Source organism: Pseudacidovorax intermedius (assembly GCF_003350475.1).
GTDB classification, from domain to species: domain Bacteria; phylum Pseudomonadota; class Gammaproteobacteria; order Burkholderiales; family Burkholderiaceae_C; genus Xenophilus; species Xenophilus intermedius.
The window spans coordinates 93,701-118,737 of sequence record NZ_QQAV01000012.1; the positions used below are offsets into that span (position 1 = coordinate 93,701).

Consider the following 25,037-nt stretch of genomic DNA (forward strand, 5'->3'; position numbering starts at 1 on the left):
AATGGCGGCCCTACGCACGGCGTACTCAGCAGCCCAGCAGGTCCGCCAGATGCCCGATGTCGCGCGTGTGCAGGTCGTTGTCCGGCTGGGGCGAGACGTCCTTGGGACGCGACGGGCCGAACTCCGCGGGGCGCTCGATGTACGCGGTGGCCAGACCGCAGTGGCGCGCGGCCGCCAGGTCGTTGTGGTGGGCCGCGGCCAGCATCACGCGGTTGGGCGGCAGGTCGAACACGCCGGCCACGCCCAGGTAGGTGCGCGGATCGGGCTTGTAGGCCTTGAAGACTTCGGCCGAGAGCACGCAGTCCCAGGGCAGGCCCGCACGCTTGGCCATGTTGGTGAGCAGGCCGATGTTGCCGTTGGACAGCGGGCAGATGGTGTAGCGACGCTTGAGCCGCGTGAGCCCCGCCACCGCATCGGGCCAGGCCGGCAGCCGGTGCCAGGCGCGGTTGAGTTCGCGCTTGGCCGCGCGGTCCAGCCGCTCGGAGCCGATGGAGAAGTCGGCCAGCACGGTCTCCAGGATGCTCAGGTGCAGCTCGTCGAGCAGGGTGAAGCCGCCCTCGCCTTCTGCCAGGCGTTCCATCACGGCCTTCATCGCCGGCTGATAGCCGGCGCGCCAGGCGAGGGCGAAGGCGCTGCCGTCGGTGCCGGGCAGCAGCCGCTCGACCTCGGCGGCGATGCCGCTGTGCCAGTCCACGACGGTACCGAAGACGTCGAAGGCGATGACCTCGATGGAGGCGGGATCGAAAACGTTGGATGCAGTCATGACCAGCGACTCTAGCGCCCCGTGGCGCCAGCGTCCTGCATCAGCGGGACAGGGCCTTGGCCTCGCGGGCCAGGGTCTCGATGCGGGCCCAGTCCTTCTTGGCGATGGAATCGGCCGGCACGATCCACGAACCGCCGACGCAGGCCACGTTGGCCAGCGACAGGAACTCCGCCGCGTTGCCGGCATGGATGCCGCCGGTCGGGCAGAACTTGACGTCGCCGAAGGGTCCCTGCCAGGCCTTGAGCATGGGAGCGCCGCCCGCCTGCAGCGCCGGGAAGAACTTGAGCTGCTGGTAGCCATCCTCCTGCGCCATCATGATCTCGCTGCCGGTGGCCACGCCCGGCAGCAGCGGCATGCCGAGATCGTGGCAGGCCTTGCCCACGGCGCGGGTGTAGCCCGGGCTGACGCCGAATCGGGCACCGGCCAGCGCGGCGGCCTGCGCGTCGGCGGCGCTGCGGATGGTGCCGGCGCCGGCCACGGCCTCGGGCACTTCCTTGGCGATGCGCTCGATGCACTCCAGCGCCACCGGCGTGCGCAGCGTCACCTCCAGCATGCGGATGCCGCCGGCCGCGAGCGCGCGCGCCAGGGGCACGGCGTCCTGCGGGTCCTGCAGCACGATGACGGGAATGACGGGTGCGTCGTGCATCACGTCGAGGGCGGTGAGGGTCTGGTTCATGGCAGTGGGCCTTGGCAAGGCGTAAAGAAGGGTCGCAAACAGAGAGCCGGTGCCGGGCTTACAGCCAGGTGCAGGCGCCCTCTTCCGCGGTCGTGGCGTTGCGGCGCATGCCGGCGAAGAGCTCGCGGCCCAGGCCGCGGCCGTCGGCGGTGCGCTGCTCGGCCGACATCACGGCCGCCTCGCGCTGGGCCCATTCGTCCTCGGGCACCAGCACGGCCAGCGTGCCGGCCACGGCGTCCAGGCGGATCAGGTCGCCATCGCGCACCTTGGCCAGCGGGCCGCCGGCAGCGGCCTCCGGCGAAACGTGAATGGCAGCCGGCACCTTGCCCGACGCGCCGCTCATGCGGCCGTCGGTGACCAGCGCCACCTTGAAGCCCTTGCCCTGCAGCACCGACAGCGGCGGCGTGAGCTTGTGCAGCTCGGGCATGCCGTTGGCCTGCGGGCCCTGCCAGCGCACCACGCAGACCACGTCGCGCTCCAGCTCGCCGGCCGCGAAGGCCTTCTGCAGCGCGGCCTGCGAGTCGAAGACCTGCGCCGGCGCCTCGATCACATGGCGGTCGTCGGGCACCGAAGACACCTTGATCACGCTGCGGCCCAGGTTGCCGGTGAGCAGCTTGAGCCCGCCGGTGGCGCTGAAGGGGTTGCCGGCCGGACGCGCCACGTCCACGTCCTTCGACGGCCAGGCCGGCACCCAGTGCAGGCCGCCGCCGTCGGCGCCCTGCGGAATCTGCGCGTACTCGGCCAGGCCGCCGGGGCGCACGGTGCGCACATCGGCATGCATGAGGCCGGCCTCCATCAGCTCGTGGATCACGAAGCCGGGGCCGCCCGCCTGCTGGAAGCCGTTCACATCGGCCGTGCCGTTGGGATACACGCGGGTCAGCAGCGGCACCACGTCGGACAGTTGCGAGAAGTCGTCCCAGTCGATCAGGATGCCGGCCGCGCGCGCCACCGCCACCCAGTGGATCAGGTGGTTGGTCGAGCCCCCGGTGGCCAGCAGCGCCACCATGGCATTGACGATGCAGCGCTCGTCCACCAGCTCGCCGATGGGCGGCACCGCGTAGCCGTCGGCGGCCGTCCTGCCGAGCACGGTGCGCACGGCCTCGCGCGTCAGGTGCTCGCGCAGGCCGTCGTGCGGCTGGATGAAGGCGGTGCCCGGCACATGCAGGCCCATGGCCTCCATCAGCATCTGGTTGCTGTTGGCGGTGCCGTAGAAGGTGCAGGTGCCCTGGTCGTGATAGGCGGCCATCTCGGCCTCCATCAGGCCTTCGCGGCCCACCAGGCCTTGCGCGGCCTGCTCGCGCACCTTGGCCTTGGCGCTGTTCGACAGGCCCGAGGGCATGGGGCCGGCCGGCACGAACACGGTCGGCAGGTGACCGAAGTGCAGCGCGCCGATCAGGAGGCCCGGCACGATCTTGTCGCAGATGCCCAGCATGAGCGCGGCATCGAACATGTCGTGCGTCAGCGCCACTGCGGTGCCCATGGCGATGGTGTCGCGGCTGAACAGCGATAGCTCCATGCCCGGCGTGCCCTGCGTCACGCCGTCGCACATGGCCGGCACGCCGCCGGCCACCTGGGCCGTGGCGCCCAGCTTGCGAGCCTCGTCCTTGAGGACTTCGGGGTACGTACGGAAAGGCGCGTGGGCCGACAGCATGTCGTTGTAGGCCGTCACGATGCCGATGTTGGGCGCGCGCTCGGCCACGATGCGCAGCTTGTCGTTGGCGGGCACGCCGGCCACGGCATGGGCCACGTTGGCGCAGCCCATGCGGTCGGAGCCGCGCTGGCGACCGCCGATCTCGGCGATCTGCTGCAGGTAGGCCGTACGCAGCTCGCGGCTTTTCTCGCGGATGCGTTCGGTGACGGCGTGGAGCGTGGGGTGCAGGGAGGTGCGGGGCATGGCGGGCGCGTGGGGCTGGGGAAACTACGGAGTCAATCGTACGTCGCAACCGACCCGGCACGCGCGTCGGATTGCAACGCCCGCCCCGCGCGCCGGGCCGATGCGGCGAGCCTTACTTGCCGCCGCGGGCCTTGGCGACCGCCGCGTTGACCGAATCCCAGGTTTCCTGGCCCACCGACTTGGCGATGCCGGCGTGCACCGACGTGAGCTTCTCGCGCATGCGGTTGGCCTCGGCGGCGGGCAGCTCGTTGACCTGCATGCCCTTGGTCTTGAGCTCGGCCAGGGCCTGGGCAGCCTCTTCGCGCGTGTCCTTGCGCTCGAAGTCGCGGCTCTTGACGGCGGCGTCCTGCAGCACCTTCTTCTCGGCCGGGCTGAGGGTGTCCCACCACTTCTTGCTCACCGTGACGATCCAGGGGCTGTAGACGTGGTTGGTGACTGTCAGGTACTTCTGCACTTCATAGAACTTGCTCGAGAGCACCGTGTTGTACGGGTTCTCCTGGCCGTCGACGGCGCGCGTCTCCAGCGCGGTGAACAGCTCCGAGAAGGGCAGCGGCACCGCGTTGGCGCCCAGCGTCTTGAAGCTGTCGAGGAACACGTTGTTCTGCATCACGCGCAGCTTGACGTCGTTCAGGTCCTCCAGCTTGGTGACCGGCCGCTTGCTGTTGGTGAGGTTGCGGAAGCCGTTCTCCCAGTACACCAGGCCGACCATGCCCTTGGGCTCCAGCTTGGCCTTGACGGCCTCGCCGGTGGGGCCGTCGAGCACCGTGTCGGCCTCCTTGGCGGTGGAGAACAGGAAGGGCGTGTCCCACACGGCCATCTCGGGCACCAGGCCGACCAGGGTGGCGGTGGAGCCGACCATCATCTCCTGCGCACCGCCGATCAGGGCCTGCTGCATCTGGGTGTCTGAACCGAGCGAGGCATTGCCGATGCCGCGGATCTTCATCTTGCCGCCGGTGGCCTTCTCGACCTCCTGGGCGAAGAAGCGCACGGCGCGGCCCTGGTTGGAGTTGTCGACCAGTCCGTAGCCGAAGCGCACGATGCGCGGCTTGAAGTCCTGGGCGTGGGCGGCACCGGTGGCCACGAGCGCGGCGACGAGGCCGGCGAGAGCGAAACGCATGCGCATGGTTGTCTTCCTTTGGATTGGGATGAGGGAACGAAGAGCGGGTGAGCGGTGGGCGGCGCGGATCAGTGCATCCACGCCAGCGGCGCCGTGATGAGCTTCGGAAAGATCACCATCAGCACCAGCAGCAGCACGTACATCAGCAGGAAGGGCGTGGTGCCGCGGATGACGGTCTCCATCCGCAGCCGGCCCACGCCGGCGACCACGTTCTGCACCGTGCCCACGGGCGGGGTGATCAGGCCGATGCAGCCCACGTAGATGAACATGAAGCCGAAGTACACCGGGTCGATGCCGGCCTTGACGGCCAGCGGCGCGCACACCGGGCCGAAGATCAGGATGGTGGGCGTCAGGTCCATCGCGGTGCCCACGGCCAGCAGGAAGACCATCATCAGCGCCATGAAGACCACCGGGTTGCCCATGACGCCGGCGAAGCTGTCGGCCAGCAGGTTGGGCAGATCGGCCAGCGTGATCATGTAGGCCGTGACGGTGGCCGCGCCGCACAGGAACATGACCACGGCGGTGGTCTTGCCGGCGGCCAGGAACACGTCGTACAGGCGCGCCAGCGTCAGCTCGCGGTAGATGAAGGTCGACACCAGCAGCGCATAGACCGCCGCCACGACGGCCGCCTCGGTGGGCGTGAAGATGCCGCCCTTGAGGCCGCCGAGGATGATGACCGGCATCATCATGGCCCAGAAGCTGTGGCCCAGCGCCTTCACGCGTTGGCCCCATGGCACGCGCGGCAGTGCCGCCAGCTGGTGCTTGCGCGCGATGAAGGCCCAGGCCGCGATCAGGAAGATGCCCATCAGCAGGCCCGGCACCACGCCCGACAGGAAGAGCTTGCTGATCGAGGTGTTGGTCGTCACCCCGTAGATCACGAAGGGCATCGACGGCGGGATGATGGGCGCGATGATGCCGCCCGAGGCCAGCAGGCCCGCGCTGTAGCTGGACGGGTACTGCTGCTCGCGCATCATGGGCAGCAGGATGGTGGCCAGCGCCGCCGTGTCGGCGATGGCCGAGCCGCTCATCGAGGCCAGCAGCACCGCCGCGCCGATGGCGACGAAGCCCAGGCCGCCGCGGATATGGCCCACGAAGGCGCGGGCCAGGTCGATGATGCGGCGCGACAGGCCGCCCGCATTCATCAGCTCGCCCGCCAGGATGAAGAAGGGCACGGCCAGCAGCGGGAAGTTGTCGAAGCCCGCCTGCAGGTTCTGCGCCAGCAGCTGTGAGTCGAAGAAGTCCAGGTGCCACATCAGCGCCACGCCGGTGAGCACCAGCGCCTGCGCAATGGGCATGCCGATGGCCATGCCGCCGATGAGCACGGCCAGGAAGATGAAGGTGACGATCATGTTCTGCTCGGGAGGTGGGGCCGGGGCGTCATTCGAGGATGGCTTCGTCGTCGGCGCCTTCCAGCGGCCTGCCGCGGCGCAGTTCGACGGCCAAGGCCACCAGCAGCCCCAGGCCGAGCACCAGCGTGGCCGCCGCACCCAGCGCGAGCGGATAGCCCAGCACGGTGCTGTAGCTGTTCATGCCCGCCTTGACCTGCCCCCAGGAGCCGATCACCAGCAGCACCAGGCACAGCCCGATCAGCAGGCGGCTGCCCCAGAACAGCAGCCGCGCCGGCGTGCCCGAGAGCCGCGACGTGAGCATGTCGAAGCCCAGGTGCTTGGCCTCGAAGGCCGACACGATGGCACCGACGGCCACCAGCCACACGAAGAGCAGGCGCGAGATCTCCTCGTACGACACGATGCTGGTCGAGAAGACGTAGCGCAGCACCACGTTGACGAACACCGCCACGACCATGCCGGCCAGGGCCAGCACCATGAAGTGCTCGGCCAGGCGTTTGAGCAGGGGCGCGCGGAAGGGGCGCGAAGGCGTGGGGGAAGAAGAGGAAGAGGTCGTCATGCGATGTCTCCAGCGTGTCGGTCGGCGGCCCGGGGCGCGGCGGGCCGGGCCCAGGCGGCGATCTCGGCGACCAGATCGGCCAGCGGCCGCGTGGCGTCGAGCGTGAGCACGCCGGCCTCACCCGTGGGCGACTCCAGCGTGGCGAACTGGTTGGCCACCAGCGCGGGCGAGAAGAAATGGCCGGGCCGGGACTTCACCCGTTCCAGCGCCTGGTCGAAATCGAGCGACAGGAAGGCGAAGCCCAGGCGCGGATTGGCAGCGCGCAGCCGGTCGCGGTACTTGCGCCGCAGGGCCGAGCAGGTGAGCACCACACCGCCGGTGGCGGCCTCCGGCGTGAGCAGCGCGGCTAGGCGATCCAGCCAACCCGCGCGGTCGGCATCGTCCAGGGGAATGCCGGTGCTCATCTTGGCGATGCTCTCGGTCGCGTGGTACGCATCGCCCTCGCAAAGCGGCCAGCCCAGCGCGTCCGCGCAGCCCTGGCCCACGCTCGATTTGCCGCAGCCGGAGACGCCCATCACCACGATGGCGGACGGCCGGAACGATGAGATAGCGCTATCCATTCGAATCCAAAAAAAGCTGCGCAGCATCAAACCACGCAGCCGACGAAAGAGAGAGAACAAACTCCCCCCCACATGAAGAGCCAGTCGATCAGCCCGGGGGAGTGCACCGCACAAACCCTGCTGGTCGAACCGACTGGATAGCGCTATCTTATTGAACAATGATTTCTCGCCCGCCTAGGACAAACCCTTGACCGACGCCATCCGCCGCTCCCGCCGCTCCAGCGGCCGCCTCACCCTCGAAGACGTCGCCCGCGCCGCCGGCGTGAGTCCGATCACCGTCTCCCGGGCGCTGCGGGGCGAGCGCAGCGTGGATCCGGTGCTGGTCGAGCGCGTGCGCGAGGCAGCCGCCCGCCTGGGCTACGTGCCCGACCCGGCCGCCCGCGCCCTGGCCTCGCAGCGCAGCACGCATGTGGCGGTGCTCATCCCCCTGCTCACCAACACCCTGTTCGTGGATCTGCTGGAGGCCGTGCAGCGCACGCTGCGCGCCCAGGGCTTCCAGACGCTGATCGGTGTGACCCACTACGACCCGCGCGAAGAAGAGCAACTGCTGCGCGAGCAGCTCATGCACCGGCCGGCCGGCCTGATCGTCACCGGCTTCGAGCGCAGCGAGGAGACCCGCGCCCTGATCCAGGCCAGCCGTGTGCCCTGCGTGCATGTCATGGAGACCAGCCGTGCCCCGGGCGTGCACTGCGTGGGCTTCTCGCAGCAGGACGCCGGCCAGGCGCTGACGGAACACCTGCTGGCGCGCGGCGCACGCCGCATCGCGTACGCCGCCGCCCAGCTCGACGCCCGCGTCATGCAGCGCGCCGAGGGCTACCGCCGCGCCCTGCAGGCCGCCGGCTGCTACGACCCGGCGCTGGAATTCCTGCGCCCCGAGCCCTCCTCCTTCGCCCTGGGCGCGCAGATGTTCGGCCGCATCGTGGCCGAGGCGAAACCCGACGCCATCTTCTTCTGCAATGACGACCTGGCCCAGGGCGCCCTGATGGCCGCGCCGCGGCTGGGCATCTCGGTGCCGCGCGACGTGGCCGTGGCCGGCTTCAACGACCTGCCCGGCAGCGATCAGTTGCTGCCCAGCCTGACCAGCGTGCGCACGCCCCGGCGCGAGATCGGCGAGGAGGCGGCGCACATGCTGCTGCAGTTGATGCGGGGGGAGGCGATCAGCACTAGTTGTGTTGAATTGGCTTGGTCAGTCGTAACGCGGGAGAGCAGCTGAGATCTGCCCACTCTACAAAAATACAAGAGGAATTAAGAGGACTGACTATTATGTATTTTGAATATTGAATCAGCCAGCCGAGATCCAGTGGATACTAGGCGAGAAAGGACGCGCAGTTGCTCAATATTCGCAATTTTATCAGTTGGATTTGGATAATTTATCGAATGATCAATCTCTCCCCATGCCTCTTCAAAAAGCGTCCTAACTTGAACTTCGCAGCAAACGTGATTCTCATCATTGGCCGGCGAAATGAGATAATGAACGCTGGTGTAATACGACGGCTTCAAATCAGTACGCAATTTGAACTGCTTAAAATACGTTACTGAATCGGGATCCCAGGTGTAAGCCACCGGTTTTTCAAGCAAAGCCCAGGTCTTATTTTTTATCTTTTTTTCAACAAATTTGTGTATTGCCTCAAACTGGCTTTGATGGAGATGAAGCACACGCAGACCAGCAAAATCAGTTATCTCTTGAAAGAGATTAGAGGCACCAATGACCCGCCCATCTTGCCTCTTGCGGTTAATTTTCTCCGCTAGATGCTCGTCATCTTTTAGACGACTCTTGGTCGAATGAATTACTGCAGGGGTACCTGAGTTTAGAGCGTGCTCAGAAGTAAAAGCAGCTTCGACAGACTTCAAAAATAGTTCATATATCCTCTTCTTCTTTCTGTAGTGTCCAACTAAATCCTCGACGGTATCTGGCGTTTCAGGTTGCGGCGGCATCTATGGTCCCCAACTAATTTAAAAACTCCACCCTTTTTATCAGCGCCTTGGCGAACACTTCGTAGCTAGCTTTGGTTGCAGAGATCTCCTTACGCTGGCCGTTTACGGTGTTCTGATGTTCCTTCTCGATGTTAGTTAAAGATGGAATCTGCCACATTGGGACCCTGTAATGCTGGGCTAATGTTGGAAATGTGTTATGCCCGTGCATAATCGCTTCCCCCCCAATGGGATCCGCAATAATTCTGTCAGAAATATTTTTTCTGAGACTTTTACCGATGTAATCGTTAATTATCTGAGGAATAAGAAGCGCATATTGCAGATGGGCTTGAGCAAGATTCCATTGAGCATTGGGCTTTGTATACCGCTTCGCGTTGTAAATCGTATAGCCGAGAAATTGCACAAAGTTGGCGGGGAAAAGCTTTCTTTTATCTTTAGAAATTAATTTGAAGATGACATCGAATTCTTCTTGCCACTTATTCAGGCTACTGCCGATGTTCCTTATCCCATACAATGAAAACATATCCGGCGCGGCAGGAACAAAGAAACCATCAACTGTTGAAATAATAGTCTTGTTAAAGACGCCTAGACTTGGTGACGTATCTATGACGACGTAGTCGTATCCATTGCTCTTCGCATAATCCTCGGCAATTGCTCTAATTCTCGTAATGGTTCTAATTGCAAGAGCGTCGCCTCTGTATGCATCACTCCACCGAGAGGATATTTTTTCCTCGTACTCATGAATCGAAAGACGCCCCGGTATGATATGGAGATTACGAGAAAGCTCCAAAGGCGGCGGCATTCTTTTGTACTCGCCTGTACCTTCAATGGTAGGCTGAAGAAGATAATGTAGCGATCTTGCGCTTCTATTAATTTTAGCAAGAGCACCGCTTCCATTTTTCCTTGTGAACTCCTCAATTCCCATGTCTAAACATTCATCTTCTTCTTCCCATATTTTATGAATCTTCTCTACGCTAATCGAATAAATGGTTAAATTGCACTGAGGATCAGCATCCAACATTAAAACTTTTTTCCCCAAAGCACTCAGCGCTTGGGCAAGATGGAACGTAAGGGTTGTTTTTCCTACCCCACCTTTATTATTGAAAACAGATAATATTTTCATCGCGAAAATAATTACTTGGACAGTTGAAAATTGAGCTTTAAACGCGTCAGTCGACCAGCTTGACCTCGACGCGACGCGCCCCCGCGTCGTCGCCCTGACCTGCGGCTGCGACGGCCGGCTTCTCCAGCGTGACCTTGTCCTCGGCCACGCCCAGCCCCACCAGCACGTCGCGCACGGTGATGGCACGCTGCTTGGCCAACTCTTCGTTCTTGGCCGGGTCGCCCGTGGTGTCGTGGTAGCCCGAGATGACCGCCTTGCGGCCGTTCTGCACGCCCTGCAGCACCAGGGCCAACGCCTCGGCGGCGCCCGGGGCAATGTCGGCGCTGCCGGTCGCAAAGTAGAACTTCACCACGCCGCCTTCCACGCGCACGCTGGCCCCTTCGGGCACCACCGCCACCACCGTCTCGGTGATGACGGCCACGCCCGTGGCGGGGGCCGCCGGTGCGGGGCTGGCGGTGCCGGCTGCATCGGCATCACGGCCGGGCATGCCGTAGTGGTAGACCGCGGCGCCGATCGTCGTGGCGACGATCAGGGCGATGAGAACGAACACCAGGCCAAGGGCAAAGCGTTGCTGGGAGTCGTCGTCGGGGGTGGACATGAGGCTGCGTCTCTCGGGATGTTGAAGGGTGGCCATGGAGGATGCCTTGGCAATAATGGGCCGCGTGAAGCCCGTTTCAGAAGCCGAAATTCTAGGTGCCACGTCCCTGCCACCCCTTGTCGGCGCGCATCCTCCGCCCGTGCGCGACCCCGGCCCGTTGCTCGAACGCACGATTGCCGAATGGGGCGGCCACGATGACCTGTGGCTGTTCGGCTATGGCTCGCTGATCTGGAACCCGGGTTTCGACCACAGCGAGGCGCGGCCTGCCCAGGTGAGCGGCTGGCACCGGGCTTTGAAGATGTGGAGCCGCGTCAACCGCGGCAGCATCGAGAAGCCCGGCCTGGTCTTCGGCCTGCTCAGCGGCGGCAGTTGCCGCGGCATGGTGTTCCGCATTCCGCAGGCCATCGCGCTGGAGACGCTGGGCCGCCTCTGGCTGCGCGAGATGCCCACCGGCGTGTACGACCCGCGCTGGCTGCACTGCCGCACCGCGCAAGGGCCCGTGCGGGCCTTGGCCTTCACGCTGTCACGCAAATCGCCAAACTTCACCGGCACACTCAGCGAGGAGCGATACCGCGAGATCTTTGCGACCGCGGTGGGCCGCTACGGCAGCTCGCTGGACTATGCGCGGCAGACGCTGGAGGCGCTGCAGCGCCATGGCATCCGTGACTCCGCGCTGGCCCGTCTGTTGCGTCTGGCAACCCATGCACCGGGAGAAATGGCGACCTCCGCCGACAGCCAGGCACTCGCCGCATCGTTACACCTGAGCCCGTCCGATTCCTCTTCCTCATCCTCCAAAGGAACAATGCCATGACCCTCCGCTCCGCTCTGCCCTCTGCCCGCATGCTGGCCGCCTGCTCCCTCGCCGGCTCCAGCCTGCTGCTTGCCGCCTGCGCCGGCATGGGCATGGGCGCCTCGCGCGCCACGGCCACCCTGGCGCCGACCGGAGCCGTGTCGCCCAACCCCACCATGGGGCAGGTCACGCTCACCGCCCTGGACCACGGCGTGCGCGTGGCCGGCGAGGTGCGCGGCCTGGCGCCCGGTTCGGAGCATGGCTTCCACATCCACGAGAAGGGCTCCTGCGCCGACAACGGCAATGCCTCGGGCGGCCACTTCAACCCGGCCGGCGGCACGCACGGCAAGTTCGGCGCACCGGGCAGCCATGCCGGCGAGCTGCCCAGCCTGGTGGCCGATTCCAACGGCGTAGCCCGCTTCAGCGTGGACATCCACGCCATCTCGCTGACCGACGGTGCCGCCAACAACGTGGTCGGCCGCGCCATCGTCGTCCACAAGGACCGCGACGACTACACCACGCAGCCGGCCGGCAACTCCGGCCCTCGCATCGCCTGCGGCGTGATCACCCGCTGAGGCGGCCTCAGAACGCGGTGGTGATGGCGTCGACGACGTTGTAGGCCTCGTCCACCACCGGCATCCAGCGCCACTTGTCGAAGGTGGTGCAGGGATGCGAGATGCCCAGACCGACGCGCTCACCCACCACCGGGGCGAGCGCGTCGTCGCTTTCGTCCCAGCGCAGGTAGGCGTGCTGGTCGTTGAGGGCGGTGATCTTCCAGCTTGCCGGCACGCCCGTCGGGGCCTGCACGCCTCGCACGGCACGCGCGAAGGGAATCGGCATGGTGATGTCGAAGGAGACATCGCGCCGGCCGGCCGTGAGGATCGCAAGCCGCGGCTCGGGGCACGACTGGACGGCCGCCCAAACCTCCATGGCGGGGCGTAGCCCGTCTTCGGCGCAGTCGCAGCCGATGCGCGCGTTCACCTGGCCCACCATGCGCGTGTAGAAGCCATGGTCGTGCGTCACGTAGCAGCCCGAGCGCAACAGGCCGCGCACCGGCCGCCCGAGCGCCGGCCGAAGGCGGCCGGCCACCAGGTCGAAGACGGCCGAGCCGCCGGCCGAACACAGCACCTCGTCGGTGTCGAACAGGTTCTCGTCGGCGCACAGGCGGGCGACGGCCTGCACGCGGTCCATCAGGGCCGTGGCCAGCGCGGCGTCGGCGGCCGAGTCGCCCGTGGCCCACAGGCCTTCGTAGCACTCGATGCCCACGAGGCGCACGGCCGGGCTGGCGCCCAGCGCGCGGGCCAGGGCGATGGCCTCTTCCTGCGTACGGCAGCCGGTGCGGCCGCCGTCCAGACCGATCTCCAGCATCACCTCGAAGGGCCGGGCATCGGCCTGCGCGGCAGCCCACGCCCCGATCAGCGCCAGTTGCGCCGTCGAATCGACGAGGAAAACGACGCGCAGGCCCTCGTGCGCCACCAGCATCTGCTGGATGCCGGCCAGATCCTCGTCCTGCATCACCTGGTTGGCGATGAGGCAGCGGCGCACGCCGGCCGCCACGCCGATGGCCAGTTGCGCGACGTTGGCGAAGGTGATGCCCCAGGCGCCCGCATCGATCTGCCGCGCGAACAGCTGCGGCGACATGGTGGTCTTGCCATGCGGCGCCAGGTCGATGCCCTGGCTTTGCACATAGCGCTGCATCCAGGCCAGGTTGTGGGTCAGGGCCTCGCGGCGGATCAGGGCCAGGGGCAGCGGCAGGTCGCCCGCCAGCACGTTCCAGCCGGCAGCGCCGACGGCGCTGAGGGCGCGCGGCGCCTGGGTGCGGGGATAGCCCTTGAAGGAGGCATCGAGAAGAGGATCGAGCAGTTCGGCAGTCATGATGGAAGAAAAGGCGCGCCCCGGACGCGGCGGCAGGAATGCCGGCGCGGACCGATGCGGCAGCCCTCCATTCTTGCCGGCCCCGCACGGCGCCGCCTGACCGGTCGCCGGGGCGCAGGGGCATGCGAGACTGCGCGGCCATGGCGGCGCACTGCCCGCCACGCTTGGCCGTCCGTGGCGCAAAGGAAGAACTCATGAGCTTCGTCGCCCTCGATTGGGGTACCACTTCGCTGCGCGGCGCGCTCCTCGCCGAGGACGGCCGGGTGCTGGAAGAGCGCAGCGCCCCGCGGGGCATCCTGCACCTGGACGGCGCCAGCTTCGCCGAGGTGTTCGAGGCCTTCACCCTCGACTGGATGGCCGTGCCCGGCCGCCGCTGCCTGATCGCCGGCATGGCCGGCAGCCGCCAGGGCTGGGTCGAGGCACCCTACTGCGCCTGCCCCTGCGGCGCCGAGGACATCGCGCAACAGGTCGTGCCGGTGGTGCCCGGCCGCATCGACATGGTGCCGGGCCTGGTGGACCACCAGTCCGGCGTGCCCGACGTGATGCGCGGCGAGGAGACGCAGATCCTGGGCGCCATGCGGCTCACCGGCCTGCGCGAAGGCCTCTTCGTGCTGCCCGGCACGCACAACAAGTGGGCCCGCATGGCCGATGGCCGGGTGACGGGCTTCCGCACCTTCATGACGGGCGAGTTCTATGCGCTGCTGTCGCAGCAGTCGATCCTGGCGCGCACGCTGCAGGCCGATGCGCCACTGGTGCGGCAGGCCTTCCTCGATGGCGTGGACCGCGCGCGCCGGGCCGACTCGCCCGGCCTGCTGCACCTGGCGTTCGGCATGCGGGCGCTGTCGCTCTTCGACCGCCTGGCTCCTGCCGCGGCGGCCAGCTATCTGTCGGGCCTGCTGATCGGCGACGAACTGCGGGCGCAGCCGCTGCAGCCCGGCGTGCCCGTCGTGCTGGTGGGCAGCCCGACGCTGACCGAGCGCTACGCCCTGGCGCTGGACAGCGTGGGCGTGCCGGCCCGGTTGCTCGACGCCCAGGCCACCTGGGCCGGCGCACATGCCTTGTGGCGCGCGCGGCAGGCCGTTGGCTGACATGCGTCGCGAACGCACCGCCCTACTTCCAATGCGGACCAGTGACCCCCTGCCCGTTCTGGCTGAGCCTGTCGAAGCCTGGGCACGCGCCCTTCGACAGGCTCAGGGCGAACGGGCTGGCTGACTGGCATCGCGGGCTTTCTTTCCCTTCCGACCTCCATCTCCATGACCGACCTGCTCCCCGCCTTCCAGCGCGCGCTGGCGCAACTGCCCCTCGTCGCCATCCTGCGCGGCCTCACGCCCGCCGAGGCGCCCGCCATCGGCCAGGCGCTCGTGGCGGCCGGCTTCGACCTGCTGGAGGTGCCGCTCAATTCGCCCGAGCCGCTGCAGAGCATCCGCCTGCTGCGCGAACAGTGCCCCGGTGCGCTGGTGGGCGCAGGCACGGTGCTGACGCCGCAGCAGGTGCGCGAGGTGCATGCGACGGGCGGTCAGTTGATCGTCTCGCCCTGCTTCGATGCCGCGGTGGTGCGCGAGAGCGTCGCGCTGGGCATGGTCGCCCTGCCCGGCGTGCTCACGCCCACCGAGGCCTTCGGCGCGCTGGCAGCGGGCGCCCGTGCGCTCAAGCTCTTTCCGGCCGAGATGGCCTCCCCCGCCGCGGTGAAGGCGCTGAAGGCGGTGCTGCCGCGCGGCACGCCGCTGCTGCCGGTGGGCGGCATCACGCCCGAGGGCATGGCCGCGTGGCATGCCGCGGGGGCGGACGGCTTCGGTATCGGCTCGGCGCTCTACAAGCCGGGCAAGGCGGCGGCGGCGGTGGGCGAGACGGCCCACGCCTTCGTGGCCGCCTGGCGCGCCTGCGCCGCCCAGGCCTGATCAGCCGCCGCGCGAACGCAGGAGCGACTCGGCGCGCGCCAAGTCGTCCAGCGTGTCGATGTCGGTCACCACGCCGGCATCGTCCACCGCCAGTTCGCGCACCGCGCCCCCCGCCCGCAGGGCCTTGAGCACGGGCGCGGCGCCCTGCTCGCCCGCCAGCGCCATCAGGGCCGGCCCGCTGGCCGCGCCGAAGCCGACCGGATGGCCGCGCTCGCCCTGGAACACCGGCTGCGCCGCGCCGCGGTTGTCCAGCGCCTCGGCCACCGCACGCAGCGTGGCCGGCAGCACCAGCGGCAGATCCGCCGGCAGCACCAGCCAGCCCGGCGCATCGGCTGTCGCACGCACGGCGGCGGCAATGGAGTCGCCCATGCCCGGATGGCCCATGTCCTCCACATGCCAGGGCAGCCCGCTCGCGCGGACGGCATCCAGCGTGCGGTCGATGACGCGGCGGCCGGCCAGCAGCGCCTGCAGCTTGTGCACCGCGCCGCCCGAAGCGCGGAAGCGTTCGCCCCGGCCGGAGGCCAGCACCAGCACGACGGGCAGGCGTTCGGGATTCATGGTCATGTCAAGACGTGATCGCGGGGTTGCGGCTGCGGCGGCCAGTCGGCGTCGCCGATGGATTCGCGCACCGAGGTCTCGATGCTCCAGCAGATGGCGTCGAGCGCCAGGTCGTTGGGCGCCTCGCCGAAGGGCTCCTCGATCTCCGAGCCCAGCGCCTCCAGCGCGAAGAAGGTGTAGGCGACCAGCACCACGATCACCGGCGTCATGGGCCCGATGGCGTCCACCAGCCCGAAGGGCAGCAGCAGGCAGTACAGGTAGATGGTGCGGTGGATGATGACGCTGTAGGTGAAGGGGATGGGCGTGTTGGCCAGACGCTCGCAGCCGCCGATGGCCGCGCCGATGCGGTCCAGCGGGCCTTCCAGCGCCGGCACGATGGCGGCCTCAGCCCGGCCCTGGGCGCGCAGGTCGCGCAGCCATTCGCCCGCCATCAGCAGCAGCATGGCCGGCCGGTAGCGTGCCGCCATCACGCGCTGGGCCTCGGCGGCCGGCAGCAGGCGCGCCAGGTCGGCGGCAGGGTCGGTACCGCGCAGCTGGTGGCGCAGCGCATGCACCAGCGCGATGAGCCGCAGCGCCAGCACCCGCGCCTCGCCGCCGCCTTCGGCCAGCGTCAGCGCCTGTCGCACGGCGGCCCGGCAGTCGATGAGCAGCGCGCCCCAGAGCATGCGCGCCTCCCACCAGCGGCCATAGCTGGTGCTGTTGCGAAAGCCCAGGAAGATCGCCAGCGTCAGCCCGATCAGCGAGAAGGGCACGAAGTTCATCGGCACCTTCCAGCGCAGCACCTGGCCGTGCAGCAGCGTCACGACGACGGCCAGCGCCAGGGTCAAGGCCAGCTGCGGCAGGATCTGCGAAAGGATGGAGCCGCGCCAGACGAAGAGCAGGCGCAGCCAGTGCGGGCGGGGGCGGACGATCATGGGCGGCCGATGTTAGGCCTCGTCAAGGCGCGGCCATGGCCAGCGCGGACAATGCCCGCCATGAGCGATCTGAAGACCTCCCTGGCCGACCTGCGCAAGAGCTACGAGCGGGCCGAACTCGACGAAACCCACAGCGCCGCCGACCCGCTGCTGCAGTTCGAGCGCTGGCTCGGCGAGGCCATCGCCGGCCAGGTGCCCGAGCCCAATGCCATGACCGTCGCCACCGTGGGCAGCGACCTGCGGCCCTCCACCCGCATCGTGCTGATCAAGGGCTACGACGCGCGGGGCATCGTCTGGTTCACCAACTACCAGAGCCGCAAGGGCCAGGAGCTGGCCGGCAATCCCTTCGCCGCACTGCAGTTCCACTGGGTCGAGCTGGAGCGCGTGGTGCGCATCGAGGGCCGGGTGGAGAAGGTGAGCGACGAGGAAAGCGACGCCTACTTCGCCAGCCGCCCGCTGGACTCGCGCATCGGCGCCTGGGCCAGCCCGCAGAGCCAGCCCATCGACGGCCGCGGCGTGCTGGTGGCCAATGCGGCCAAGTACAGCGCCAAGTTCCTGCTCAACCCGCCACGCCCGCCGCACTGGGGCGGCTACCGGCTGGTGCCCGAGCGCTGGGAGTTCTGGCAGGGTCGCAAAAGCCGGCTGCATGACCGGCTCTGCTACCAGCGGCAAGGCCAGGACTGGGTCAAGACGCGTCTGGCGCCGTGACCCGGCTGACGCAAGGGCACTGAGGTGCCCGGCGCCTCAGTGCCGCGCCGCCGCCGGAGCGCCGTGGATCACGTAGCCCGTCACCTTCCACGCCCCATCGGGCTCCAGGCGGTAGGACACCAATTCCTCGATGGCCGTGCCGGCCGAGTCCCTGGAGGCGAGCACCACGCTCAGGTAGCGCCCGCTCGGCGCGCCGGAGGACTTGTTCATGTCGATGACGGCCATGTTGACGAACTGCCGCTGGCCGATCTTGCGGTAGACCGCACGGCGGGCCTTGATGTCCCGCACGAAGCGATCCCGGGCGATCTGCTTCTTGATCGCGGGTGAGGCGTTGTCCCAGATGACCTCGACGCGGCCGGTGTCCACCAGCTGCGCGATGCGCAGGGAGCGCGCGACGATGGCCGCGCGGTCGACCTTCGGCTGCGGCGCCTGGGCCATCGCGGCCCCGGGCGCCAGGCACAACATCAGCAGGGCCAGCAGTCCGTACAGCAGGGTTTGCCAGGCGGTCGTCGGAAAAGAAGGATGGGGTCGGTCGCGCAGAACCATCGGCGTCGGCATCCCGCTCACTCGAACGCCCCGGACAGGCCCACGCGGATGCCCACGCTGCCCTGCGTGTCGGCCGACACGCCGCCATTGACGCTCCAGCGGCCGTCGCCCGAGGTGCTGCGCAGGGACATGCCGAAGGCCGACTGCCCGCCGTAGTAGCCCATGCCGGCACCGTAGGTCACCTTGCCGGCCAGGTACGGCGCGGTCTCCATCGACATGGCCGCGGCGGTACCCGCAGACGCCTTGCGGGCCACCTGGTCGATGTTCTGCTTCAGCGACCCGGCGACGGCGTCGGTGTACGCATTGGCGCTGGCCACGCCGGCCTGCAGCTGGTTGAGGTTGACGGCATCCGTCCCCTTGACGCCCGGCGCCACGTTGGAGATGACGGTGCCCTGCGGCGCCTGCCCGTTGCCGAGCACCACCGACGAATAGTCGGTGCTGCCGTCGGCGCGGGTGGCGTAGGCGACGCTGGACTGCTGCACCGAGCGCAGCTGGCGAACGTTGACGGCATCGGTGTCGGCGGTGCCGCCGGCCACGTTGGTGATCTGCCGCTCGGCGCCCGCGCTGCCCACCGACACCGCGCCCGCCGTCGAGGCGACGCGCACGCCGCTGAATGCCTCGCTCGCGCCGTTCATGCCGGCGCGGTCGGCCACTGCGCCCGCGCCCAGGGCCACGCCGCCGGTCGCGCTGGCCACCGCCGCGCCGCCGATGGCCACCGACTGGCCAGCCCCCGAGGTGGCGCCGGCGCCCAGGGCCACGCTGCTCGCGCCAGCCGACGCGGCATTCACGCCGATGGCGGTGGAAAACAGGCCCGCCGCGCCGTCGTTGTTGTAGTTGCCGCCGGGCGTGCCGCCATCGTTCACGCCCACGTAGTGCGTGCGGCTGGCCTCGGTCGCGGCGAGCCGGGCCACCAGGGCGCCGATCGCATCGTTGGTGGCATAGAGCTGGCTGCCGTTGACGGCATCGGTGCTGTCGGCGCTCAGGCGGCCGGCCGCGACGTTCTGGATCTGCCGCTCGCCGCCGACCTGGCCCACGCTGACGACGCCGGCCGCGGTGCCGCCCGCGAAGCTGTACTGCGTGCCATCGAGCACGGTCCCGGCCGTGGAGGTGGCGGCCCGGGTGGTGCTGCCATTGCCCAGCGCGACGCTGTTGGCCTCGGTCGCCTTGGCGCCGGACCCGAGGGCCGTCGACTGGTCGCCGGAGGCCTGCGCGCCGCTGCCCGCGGCCAGCGCGTCGGCGCCGGTGGCCGTGGGCGCCGCATATTGCGTGGCCGAGCCGCTGACCCAGCGCTCGGTGTTCACCCCCTGCACCGCGGCCTGCAGCTGGCCGAGGTTGACGGCATCGGTGGCCTTGACGCCGTTGCCCACGTTGGCGATGGCCGCGCCGCCGGCATCGATGCCGCTGGCGGTCACGCTCGGCCCGCCCACGATCACCAGGCCCTGCGGCCCGAGGTTGACCGCGCTGCCCATCTGCAGGCCGGTGGCGCTCAGCACGTTGGTGCCGACCGTCACGCTGTCGAAATTCACGTCCCGGGCGGTGGAGACGCGCAGGCCGTTGGCCGTGCGCTCGACAGAGATGTTGGAGCCCTGGCTCACGTCCACCGTGTCACCGGCGGAGACCTTGCGGTCGTCGGCCGAATTGACGCTCAGCCGCCAGCCGGCGTCGGTGCTGGCCTTGACCGAGTCGATGGCCTGCTGCGCCGCATAGAGCTGGCTGCCGTTGACCGCGTCGGTGCTGGCGGCACTGACGCTGCCCGGCGCCAGGTGGATCAGCTGGCGCTCGGCGCCCGCAGCGCCGATGCTCGCCACCCCGCTCGCGGTGCCGGCATAGGCATAGTTGACGCCGCCCACCGTGCCGCCGGCGACCTGGGCGGCGGCACGGTCCTGGCTGTTGCGCCCCAGCACCACGCTGCCGGCCTGAGTGGCCATGGCATTGCTGCCGATGGCCACGGCATAGGCCCCGGTGGCCTGCGCGCGATTGCCCGCGGCGATGGCGCCGTCGGCACCGGCATTGCTGTCGCTGCCCAGCGCGATGGCGCCGGCATTCCCCATCGCGGCGGCCCGGGTGCCGATGGCCAGGCCGGCCGCGCCCCCCACGTTGGCCGACTGCCCCAGGGCGATGCCACTGGCCGCATTGGCCTGCGCCATGGAGCCCAGAGCCACGGACCCATCCGCCGTGGCGCGCGAACTCTCGCCCGCGGCCAGGCTGCGCGCGCCCGCAGCGACCGACTGGTCACCCAGGGCCGACGCGCGCGCACCGGAGGCATTGGCATAGCCACCCACCGCCACCGTGCCGGCAGCAGCAAAGCTGTTGGAGCCCACGGCCACGGCCGAGGCGGAGGCGCCGCCGCCGTTGGCACGGGCGTTCTCGCCGAAGGCCAGGTCGCCCCGGCCATTGGGACCCGTGCTGGCGCCGGCCCCCACCGCCACCGAGGCCTCGCCCGCCGAGGTGGCCTGGGCACCGACGGCCACCGCGTTCAGCGGCACCGCCTGCGCCTGCGCGCCGATGGCGACGCTGCCGATGGCCGTGGCGACGGGACCGTCGGCGCAGGCCCCCGCGGAGGTCGACAGATTGACCGAAATTCCGGTGCTCGAACCGGAATTCTGGGCACCCTGGCAATTGGCCGCCGTCGCTGCCGAGACGCCGCCCGAGAAAAGGAAATAAAGGGCCGAGGCACCGGCGATCCGATGAAAAACCGGTCGACGACGCAAATGAAATGGAAGGGGCGCGGACAGGGGTTGCGAGACGCCTGCAAGCGGTTCCTGCGTTGTCATTTCAATGTGTCTCCGCAAAAAACTGCCTTTGCAAAATAGCCAGGACTCGCTTCATGCTAGCGAGCGTCCCGCTGGAGACGAACGTCCAGATGCCCAGTTTTTGTTAACTAACTTACACATTCAGGCCATCACTGCAACCGTTGCAAGTGTGGCAGGCGCCGCAGGGCCCCGAATTGGATGGGCGCCAATCAATTCATCCGAACAGGCCCGGGCCCCGTAAATCGCAATACGCGCCGAATTCGCCCTCGTCCAAACGGAGGATTGACGCCGTCTTTTGCGACCTTGCGGCGTTTAACTGCGCAAAGCCAAGCCCAGCGATTCGAGAGCCACTGCAATCGCGCGTGCGCCCAAAGGTCGTTCACTCAATGCAGGGCCAGGGATGCTCTTCACGAATGCGCGCGCCGTGGGCATCTGCGGACTCGGGCGATCTGCGTCGTTGCAAATGCTGCGCTTTGCGCCTCGCAGCTCATCCCGATCCGCAGCGCCCACTTGCCGCTCGATTCGTGAAGAGCATCCCTAGGGCAAACCCGCGCCTCACACCATTTCCCTGAGGATCAAGGTGCGCGGCCCCGCCGATGTCAGCAGTCGCACTGGGCTGCCCGGAGCCGCACGCAAGGCCGTGCGAAGCGCCCAGCCTTGCGCCGAGCCGATGGGCAGGCCGTTGACCTCTCGCAGCACGTCACCGACCCGCAGCCCCGCCGCCGCCGCCGGCCCATCGGCCAGGACTTCGGCCACCTGCAGCACCTGGCCCGTGTCACGCCAGATGAAGCCAGCGCGCGGGCCCGGGAATGCCTCGCCGAAGGCGGCATTGGGCGTCAGGGCCAGCCGGCCCTCCGATGCCGCCAGCCCCAGGTCGAAGCGCCGCAGCACCTCACCGCCGATGTTGCCGAGCCAGGCGTCAGTGGCGAACAGCCCTGCTCGGGCCAGCGAAAGCTCGACCACGGGACGCTGGAGCAGGTGCCCGCCCAATCGCAGCGCTTGCGCACGTACGCAATCGGCGTGATCGACGCCGCCGGTTGTCACGCCGGTCGCCATACGCACGCCCGGGCCCCAGCGTGTGCGCAGCGCCAGCCGCTGCACGGCGGGTGCGAACAGCGTGACAGCCTGGCCTGCGCCCGTGTCGATGGAAAACCAGCCGGCGATGCCATCCACCTCGGCTTCGACCAGCAGCTTGCCCGACGCATGGCGCCGCAGCGGCAGCAGAGGGCCGGGGCCGAGCAGTTGGCGCACCCCCTGCCACGCGGTGGCCGCCACCCCGTCGAGAAGGCCTTCGGCATAGCGGATGCGGATGGCACAGGCCCGCAGGAAGTCGGCGCCGAGCACGCCGTCCCAGGGAAACTCACGGGGGAACGCGGTGACATAGACAGGCTGCTCACGGCCCACGGCCCCGCCCACCGCAAAGTGCGGGACAACGGCGCGGCGGATCTCCCCGGAGGGCCCGCTGCCGCCGGAGCCGGGCACCACGCCATCCGAGAGCGCCAGTCCGAGCAAGCGCGCCAGCCGCACATCCAGCACGGTCGCATCGGCACCTGTGTCCAGCACCAGCGCGGCGTCATGCCCTTGCAGGCGTGCCGTGACGATGGGATAGGGATCCTCGATCCGCAACGGCACCTGCCAGAGGTCCGATGCGGCGGGAAGCACCATCGCGCTGCGACCGCCGCAAGCGCCGAGGCAAGCCGCACCCGTCACGCTGGCCAGCCGCTGAACAAACTGCCTTCGCTCGGTAGATAATTGCTGCATAACAAATATAAATTTCTGTTTTACAGAAAATTATGTGATTGAAGTCGGCCTGTCAAGCGCCGAAAAGGACTCCTGCATGCACCCCCTGCCGCCCTCTCCTGGCCCCACTCGGCCTCGCTCGACCCGACGCGCCGTCCTGCTCGGAGGGTGTGCGCTGCTGGCGAGCGTGCTGTTGCCGCTGGCGACGGCCGTGGCGCTCTGGCGCACGCCGGCCGCTCAGTGGCTCGCGCAGGTTCAGCCCACAGCGCATCACCTGACAGGGGCCGCAGCCACGTTGCATTGGTCTGTCTGGGCGGTGGTGGCTTTTCTGGCCATGGCGCCGGTGCTGGTGATGGGCGCAGCCCTGTACTGGGCAGGCCTCGGCCTGATGCGCCTTGCAGACGCCAAGGCGCTGTCTCGGACGCTGGTGCTCCAACTGCGACGTTTCGCCGCGTGCACGCTGGCCGCGGCGGTGCTGGGTACGCTGTGCCCGACCCTGATCCGTGGGGTGCTGTCCGGCGCGCTGGGCGGACCGCTTCAGCTGTCGCTGGGCGTGGATTCGCGCGAAATCGTCCTGTTGCTGTTTGCGGCCGTCACGTGGCAGCTCGCGGCTTTGCTCGACGAAGCCACGACCATCGCCGACGAATACGCGCAAATTGTCTGATCCATCGCAACCATGCCCATCCACGTGACCCTGAGCGTCGTCCTTGCGCAGCGCAACGTACGCGCCAAGGACCTCGCCGCCTTCGTCGGTATCACGGAGGCCAACCTGTCACTCCTGCGGCGCGGCCATGTGAAGGGCATCCGCTTCGACACCCTTGAGCGCATCTGCGCCTATCTGCAGTGCCAGCCCGGCGATCTGCTGACCTACGCAGAGGATGCAACGGCGCCATCGGACGGGGGCGAAGAGTAGCCGTCCCCGCCCGCGGCCTCGGGGGGCTGTGTCGGTACGCCAGGTTCGGAACGTCGGGAGTGGCGCCGGGCCGATCCAGGTGTCCGCCTTCATGAAAGCCACGGCGTCGGCACGCCGGCGCGCGGGAATCCACGCGGCCTCAGGACGAGGCGGCGCAATCCTCGACCTTGAATTCCACGCGCCGGTCCAGCGCGTCGCTCGCGTCGTCGGCACCGGTGCCGACGATGTTCTCGCGGAAGCCCATGCCGGCCTCCTTGAGGCGCTTGGCCAGGCTGGGTGCCTCGGCGGCCAGGCGCATGCGCACCACGGTCGCGCGCTGCAGCGACAGCCGCTCGTTGACCGATTCCGAGCCGGTGCGGCTGGTGTGGCCCGTCACGAGCAGGCAGTTGTTGCTCATCTGCGCCGCCTGGCGGGCGATCTGGCGCAGCCACATCGGATAGACGCCGCTGATGCGCGAATCGTTCAGGAACTCCGTGGAGCCGGGCCGGAAGAGGAACTTCACGCTCAGCTTGCTGGCCTCCAGGCCCAGCTTGGCCAACTGGCCGAAGCTGCGCTCGGCGTCCGCAGTGCGGCCCAGCTGCATCTGCGTGAGGTACAGGCCGTTGTAGACACGCAGCTGCTGGCCGTCGGGCCGCTGGGCGGCGGCCTCGTAGCGCGTCAGCGCCTCCTGCCAGCGGCCGGCCGCGTAGGCGTCGATGGCCTCCTGCAGCACGGCGGTGGTGGGCAGGCGCTGCAGGTACAGCGCATCCGCCTGCTGGCCGGCGGGCGTCTGGCTGGTGCGGATGTAGCCGTCGACGGCGCGATCGCGGGTGCTGACCGGGCTGTCGCGGTAGAAGGCGGTGGGCCGGGTGTCCAGCTTCTCGTCGGCGATGCGCGCCACGGTCTGCGCGACCACGGTGCCGCTCTTGAGCTCGGTCAGCGCGAGGGCCAGCTGCCAGCGGCCGGCCGAGGCATCGGCCTGGCGGGTCAGCGTGCCGCTGAGGACGTACTGCGCCTGCTCCACGGCTTGGCTGTCGACCTGGTTGACGGTGAACTGGCTGAAGCGCTCCTGCATGCGCTGCACGATGCGCTGCTGGGCGGCCTGCGTCACTTCGGTCTGCTGGCCGGTGGTGCCGTCGAGCAACGGGTCGATGACGATGCGGCTCTTCTGCAGCCGCGATTCGACGCGGGCCAGGAAGGCCGGCATCTTCTGCGTCTGCACCATCAGGTCGTCCACCGCCTGCTGCACGGCGCGGTCGAAGGGCATCACCTCGGTGGAGGCCACGGGCTTGTTGGCACAGGCCGCCAACAGGGTGCCGGCTGCCGCGATCAGCAGCAGCGCGCGCAGGCGCATCCAGGCACGGAGAACAACGGCGGCAACGGCAGACGGATTCAACATTCGCTCCTCAGGTAGGCCATGTCCTGCGCCGACAGCGGTTCCCCCACCGCGGCGCGCATGTTGATGTCGATGCACCGGCGCGAGGCCGGCGGGCGTGGCGGCGGCTCGGGCGCCGCCGCCTCGGTGGACACGGGGGCGGCGGCCGGCGCGGGCCGGCTGCGCGCGGCCGGACGGGGCGCGGGCGGTGGCGCGGCCTCGGCAGGGGCCGGCGTCGGCGCCGGCCGCGGCAGGGCCAGGCAGGGCGTCGGGCACGGCGGCGGCGCATCGGCCGCCACCACGGGCACAGCAGGTGCCAGCCATCCGCCCATGCCCAGCATCCACGCCCCTGCGAGCGCCGTCCCGCGCATTCGCGCTCAACCCACGCGCACGCAGACGCCGGACGGCGTGGCAGGGCCC

At 68.6% G+C, this 25,037-nt stretch carries 27 protein-coding genes; 9 read left to right on the plus strand and 18 right to left on the minus strand.

The window, feature by feature from the left end:
- Window positions 1-25 precede the first annotated feature (25 nt).
- From DFR41_RS23075 to DFR41_RS23105, 7 genes are all read right to left on the minus strand, one after another.
- A complete protein-coding gene (locus DFR41_RS23075; RefSeq protein WP_017762381.1) occupies window positions 26-763 on the minus strand; it encodes a haloacid dehalogenase type II in 738 nt (245 codons plus the stop codon).
- Between the two features lie 40 nt (window positions 764-803).
- The gene (gene eda / locus DFR41_RS23080) at window positions 804-1,439 is read right to left on the minus strand and encodes a bifunctional 4-hydroxy-2-oxoglutarate aldolase/2-dehydro-3-deoxy-phosphogluconate aldolase (RefSeq protein ID WP_114804436.1); all 636 of its coding nucleotides are present in this window, start codon (window positions 1,437-1,439) and stop codon (window positions 804-806) included.
- Window positions 1,440-1,497: 58 nt separating this feature from the next.
- Window positions 1,498-3,333, minus strand: coding sequence for a phosphogluconate dehydratase (gene edd / locus DFR41_RS23085; protein WP_114804437.1), 1,836 nt, complete (start codon window positions 3,331-3,333; stop codon window positions 1,498-1,500).
- A 112-nt stretch (window positions 3,334-3,445) separates the two neighbouring features.
- Window positions 3,446-4,456: a TRAP transporter substrate-binding protein gene (locus DFR41_RS23090; RefSeq protein WP_017759767.1), complete on the minus strand. Its 1,011-nt coding sequence runs from the start codon at window positions 4,454-4,456 to the stop codon at window positions 3,446-3,448.
- A gap of 62 nt (window positions 4,457-4,518) precedes the next feature.
- Window positions 4,519-5,799: a TRAP transporter large permease gene (locus DFR41_RS23095; protein ID WP_114804438.1), complete on the minus strand. Its 1,281-nt coding sequence runs from the start codon at window positions 5,797-5,799 to the stop codon at window positions 4,519-4,521.
- Window positions 5,800-5,827: 28 nt separating this feature from the next.
- On the minus strand, window positions 5,828-6,355 hold the full coding sequence (locus DFR41_RS23100; RefSeq protein ID WP_114804439.1) for a TRAP transporter small permease: 528 nt from the start codon (window positions 6,353-6,355) through the stop codon (window positions 5,828-5,830).
- Complete coding sequence (locus DFR41_RS23105; protein WP_244917844.1) at window positions 6,352-6,915, minus strand: gluconokinase; 564 nt, start codon at window positions 6,913-6,915, stop codon at window positions 6,352-6,354. The genes DFR41_RS23100 and DFR41_RS23105 overlap by 4 nt, the downstream gene beginning before the upstream one ends.
- 187 nt (window positions 6,916-7,102) lie before the next feature.
- Here DFR41_RS23105 and gntR point away from each other — a divergent pair, with 187 nt between their 5' ends.
- Window positions 7,103-8,128, plus strand: a complete 1,026-nt coding sequence (gene gntR, locus DFR41_RS23110; protein ID WP_114804440.1) for an HTH-type transcriptional regulator GntR — start codon at window positions 7,103-7,105, stop codon at window positions 8,126-8,128.
- Window positions 8,129-8,160: 32 nt separating this feature from the next.
- On the opposite strand, the gene DFR41_RS23115 is transcribed toward gntR, so the two are convergent.
- The 3 genes from DFR41_RS23115 to DFR41_RS23125 are packed head-to-tail and all read right to left on the minus strand — an operon-like array spanning window position 8,161 to window position 10,568.
- The gene (locus DFR41_RS23115; RefSeq protein WP_114804441.1) at window positions 8,161-8,850 is read right to left on the minus strand and encodes a RelA/SpoT domain-containing protein; all 690 of its coding nucleotides are present in this window, start codon (window positions 8,848-8,850) and stop codon (window positions 8,161-8,163) included.
- Window positions 8,851-8,863: 13 nt separating this feature from the next.
- Window positions 8,864-9,970: a ParA family protein gene (locus DFR41_RS23120; RefSeq protein WP_114804442.1), complete on the minus strand. Its 1,107-nt coding sequence runs from the start codon at window positions 9,968-9,970 to the stop codon at window positions 8,864-8,866.
- Window positions 9,971-10,016: 46 nt separating this feature from the next.
- Window positions 10,017-10,568: an OmpA family protein gene (locus tag DFR41_RS23125; RefSeq protein WP_114804485.1), complete on the minus strand. Its 552-nt coding sequence runs from the start codon at window positions 10,566-10,568 to the stop codon at window positions 10,017-10,019.
- 106 nt (window positions 10,569-10,674) lie between these two features.
- Between DFR41_RS23125 and DFR41_RS23130 the strand changes: the two genes are divergently transcribed.
- Window positions 10,675-11,379 (plus strand): gamma-glutamylcyclotransferase, encoded by a 705-nt coding sequence (locus DFR41_RS23130; protein ID WP_425326726.1) that lies wholly within the window; start codon window positions 10,675-10,677, stop codon window positions 11,377-11,379.
- Complete coding sequence (locus tag DFR41_RS23135) at window positions 11,376-11,933, plus strand: superoxide dismutase family protein (RefSeq protein ID WP_114804444.1); 558 nt, start codon at window positions 11,376-11,378, stop codon at window positions 11,931-11,933. The genes DFR41_RS23130 and DFR41_RS23135 overlap by 4 nt, the downstream gene beginning before the upstream one ends.
- Before the next feature lie 7 nt (window positions 11,934-11,940).
- Here the strand turns inward: DFR41_RS23135 and DFR41_RS23140 are convergent, their stop codons facing one another.
- On the minus strand, window positions 11,941-13,233 hold the full coding sequence (locus DFR41_RS23140) for an amino acid deaminase (protein ID WP_017758425.1): 1,293 nt from the start codon (window positions 13,231-13,233) through the stop codon (window positions 11,941-11,943).
- 194 nt (window positions 13,234-13,427) lie between these two features.
- Between DFR41_RS23140 and DFR41_RS23145 the strand changes: the two genes are divergently transcribed.
- A complete protein-coding gene (locus DFR41_RS23145; protein ID WP_244917846.1) occupies window positions 13,428-14,321 on the plus strand; it encodes a 2-dehydro-3-deoxygalactonokinase in 894 nt (297 codons plus the stop codon).
- Window positions 14,322-14,486: 165 nt separating this feature from the next.
- Window positions 14,487-15,131 (plus strand): 2-dehydro-3-deoxy-6-phosphogalactonate aldolase, encoded by a 645-nt coding sequence (locus DFR41_RS23150; protein ID WP_114804446.1) that lies wholly within the window; start codon window positions 14,487-14,489, stop codon window positions 15,129-15,131.
- On the opposite strand, the gene DFR41_RS23155 is transcribed toward DFR41_RS23150, so the two are convergent.
- The gene (locus tag DFR41_RS23155) at window positions 15,132-15,695 is read right to left on the minus strand and encodes a nucleotidyltransferase family protein (RefSeq protein ID WP_114804447.1); all 564 of its coding nucleotides are present in this window, start codon (window positions 15,693-15,695) and stop codon (window positions 15,132-15,134) included.
- Window positions 15,692-16,603 (minus strand): bestrophin family protein, encoded by a 912-nt coding sequence (locus DFR41_RS23160; RefSeq protein WP_114804448.1) that lies wholly within the window; start codon window positions 16,601-16,603, stop codon window positions 15,692-15,694. Before DFR41_RS23160 ends, DFR41_RS23155 begins: the two co-directional genes overlap by 4 nt.
- A 60-nt stretch (window positions 16,604-16,663) precedes the next feature.
- Between DFR41_RS23160 and pdxH the strand changes: the two genes are divergently transcribed.
- Entirely contained in the window at window positions 16,664-17,311 is a 648-nt protein-coding gene (gene pdxH / locus DFR41_RS23165; protein ID WP_114804449.1) for a pyridoxamine 5'-phosphate oxidase, read from the plus strand.
- Window positions 17,312-17,347: 36 nt separating this feature from the next.
- Here the strand turns inward: pdxH and DFR41_RS23170 are convergent, their stop codons facing one another.
- Window positions 17,348-17,857, minus strand: a complete 510-nt coding sequence (locus DFR41_RS23170; protein ID WP_170159446.1) for a DUF4019 domain-containing protein — start codon at window positions 17,855-17,857, stop codon at window positions 17,348-17,350.
- Window positions 17,858-17,874: 17 nt separating this feature from the next.
- Complete coding sequence (locus DFR41_RS23175; RefSeq protein WP_114804451.1) at window positions 17,875-20,343, minus strand: YadA family autotransporter adhesin; 2,469 nt, start codon at window positions 20,341-20,343, stop codon at window positions 17,875-17,877.
- Between the two features lie 19 nt (window positions 20,344-20,362).
- Between DFR41_RS23175 and DFR41_RS27795 the strand changes: the two genes are divergently transcribed.
- The gene (locus tag DFR41_RS27795) at window positions 20,363-20,521 is read left to right on the plus strand and encodes a hypothetical protein (protein WP_170159447.1); all 159 of its coding nucleotides are present in this window, start codon (window positions 20,363-20,365) and stop codon (window positions 20,519-20,521) included.
- Between the two features lie 644 nt (window positions 20,522-21,165).
- Here the strand turns inward: DFR41_RS27795 and DFR41_RS23180 are convergent.
- Window positions 21,166-22,371 carry an aspartyl protease family protein gene (locus tag DFR41_RS23180; protein ID WP_114804452.1) on the minus strand — a complete coding sequence of 402 codons (1,206 nt, stop codon included), beginning with the start codon at window positions 22,369-22,371 and terminating at the stop codon, window positions 21,166-21,168.
- A 76-nt stretch (window positions 22,372-22,447) separates the two neighbouring features.
- On the opposite strand from DFR41_RS23180, the gene DFR41_RS23185 reads away from it, so the two are divergent.
- Complete coding sequence (locus DFR41_RS23185) at window positions 22,448-23,014, plus strand: hypothetical protein (RefSeq protein WP_114804453.1); 567 nt, start codon at window positions 22,448-22,450, stop codon at window positions 23,012-23,014.
- 12 nt (window positions 23,015-23,026) lie between these two features.
- Window positions 23,027-23,263: a helix-turn-helix domain-containing protein gene (locus DFR41_RS23190; RefSeq protein WP_017760966.1), complete on the plus strand. Its 237-nt coding sequence runs from the start codon at window positions 23,027-23,029 to the stop codon at window positions 23,261-23,263.
- A gap of 139 nt (window positions 23,264-23,402) precedes the next feature.
- Here DFR41_RS23190 and DFR41_RS23195 read toward each other — a convergent pair whose 3' ends face one another.
- The gene (locus tag DFR41_RS23195) at window positions 23,403-24,638 is read right to left on the minus strand and encodes an OmpA family protein (RefSeq protein ID WP_244917847.1); all 1,236 of its coding nucleotides are present in this window, start codon (window positions 24,636-24,638) and stop codon (window positions 23,403-23,405) included.
- On the minus strand, window positions 24,635-24,949 hold the full coding sequence (locus DFR41_RS23200; protein WP_170159449.1) for a hypothetical protein: 315 nt from the start codon (window positions 24,947-24,949) through the stop codon (window positions 24,635-24,637). The genes DFR41_RS23195 and DFR41_RS23200 overlap by 4 nt, the downstream gene beginning before the upstream one ends.
- Between the last annotated feature and the right edge of the window lie 88 nt (window positions 24,950-25,037).

Coding starts and splice junctions, on each gene's coding strand:
- DFR41_RS23075 (WP_017762381.1), bottom strand. CDS start 763: ATGACTGCATCCAACGTTTTCGATCCCGCCTCCATCGAGGTCATCGCC.
- eda (WP_114804436.1), bottom strand. CDS start 1,439: ATGAACCAGACCCTCACCGCCCTCGACGTGATGCACGACGCACCCGTC.
- edd (WP_114804437.1), bottom strand. CDS start 3,333: ATGCCCCGCACCTCCCTGCACCCCACGCTCCACGCCGTCACCGAACGC.
- DFR41_RS23090 (WP_017759767.1), bottom strand. CDS start 4,456: ATGCGCATGCGTTTCGCTCTCGCCGGCCTCGTCGCCGCGCTCGTGGCC.
- DFR41_RS23095 (WP_114804438.1), bottom strand. CDS start 5,799: ATGATCGTCACCTTCATCTTCCTGGCCGTGCTCATCGGCGGCATGGCC.
- DFR41_RS23100 (WP_114804439.1), bottom strand. CDS start 6,355: ATGACGACCTCTTCCTCTTCTTCCCCCACGCCTTCGCGCCCCTTCCGC.
- DFR41_RS23105 (WP_244917844.1), bottom strand. CDS start 6,915: ATGGATAGCGCTATCTCATCGTTCCGGCCGTCCGCCATCGTGGTGATG.
- DFR41_RS23115 (WP_114804441.1), bottom strand. CDS start 8,850: ATGCCGCCGCAACCTGAAACGCCAGATACCGTCGAGGATTTAGTTGGA.
- DFR41_RS23120 (WP_114804442.1), bottom strand. CDS start 9,970: ATGAAAATATTATCTGTTTTCAATAATAAAGGTGGGGTAGGAAAAACA.
- DFR41_RS23125 (WP_114804485.1), bottom strand. CDS start 10,568: ATGTCCACCCCCGACGACGACTCCCAGCAACGCTTTGCCCTTGGCCTG.
- DFR41_RS23135 (WP_114804444.1), top strand. CDS start 11,376: ATGACCCTCCGCTCCGCTCTGCCCTCTGCCCGCATGCTGGCCGCCTGC.
- DFR41_RS23140 (WP_017758425.1), bottom strand. CDS start 13,233: ATGACTGCCGAACTGCTCGATCCTCTTCTCGATGCCTCCTTCAAGGGC.
- DFR41_RS23145 (WP_244917846.1), top strand. CDS start 13,428: ATGAGCTTCGTCGCCCTCGATTGGGGTACCACTTCGCTGCGCGGCGCG.
- DFR41_RS23150 (WP_114804446.1), top strand. CDS start 14,487: ATGACCGACCTGCTCCCCGCCTTCCAGCGCGCGCTGGCGCAACTGCCC.
- DFR41_RS23155 (WP_114804447.1), bottom strand. CDS start 15,695: ATGACCATGAATCCCGAACGCCTGCCCGTCGTGCTGGTGCTGGCCTCC.
- DFR41_RS23160 (WP_114804448.1), bottom strand. CDS start 16,603: ATGATCGTCCGCCCCCGCCCGCACTGGCTGCGCCTGCTCTTCGTCTGG.
- pdxH (WP_114804449.1), top strand. CDS start 16,664: ATGAGCGATCTGAAGACCTCCCTGGCCGACCTGCGCAAGAGCTACGAG.
- DFR41_RS23170 (WP_170159446.1), bottom strand. CDS start 17,857: ATGGTTCTGCGCGACCGACCCCATCCTTCTTTTCCGACGACCGCCTGG.
- DFR41_RS27795 (WP_170159447.1), top strand. CDS start 20,363: ATGGCGACGCTGCCGATGGCCGTGGCGACGGGACCGTCGGCGCAGGCC.
- DFR41_RS23180 (WP_114804452.1), bottom strand. CDS start 22,371: ATGCAGCAATTATCTACCGAGCGAAGGCAGTTTGTTCAGCGGCTGGCC.
- DFR41_RS23185 (WP_114804453.1), top strand. CDS start 22,448: ATGCACCCCCTGCCGCCCTCTCCTGGCCCCACTCGGCCTCGCTCGACC.
- DFR41_RS23190 (WP_017760966.1), top strand. CDS start 23,027: ATGCCCATCCACGTGACCCTGAGCGTCGTCCTTGCGCAGCGCAACGTA.
- DFR41_RS23200 (WP_170159449.1), bottom strand. CDS start 24,949: ATGGGCGGATGGCTGGCACCTGCTGTGCCCGTGGTGGCGGCCGATGCG.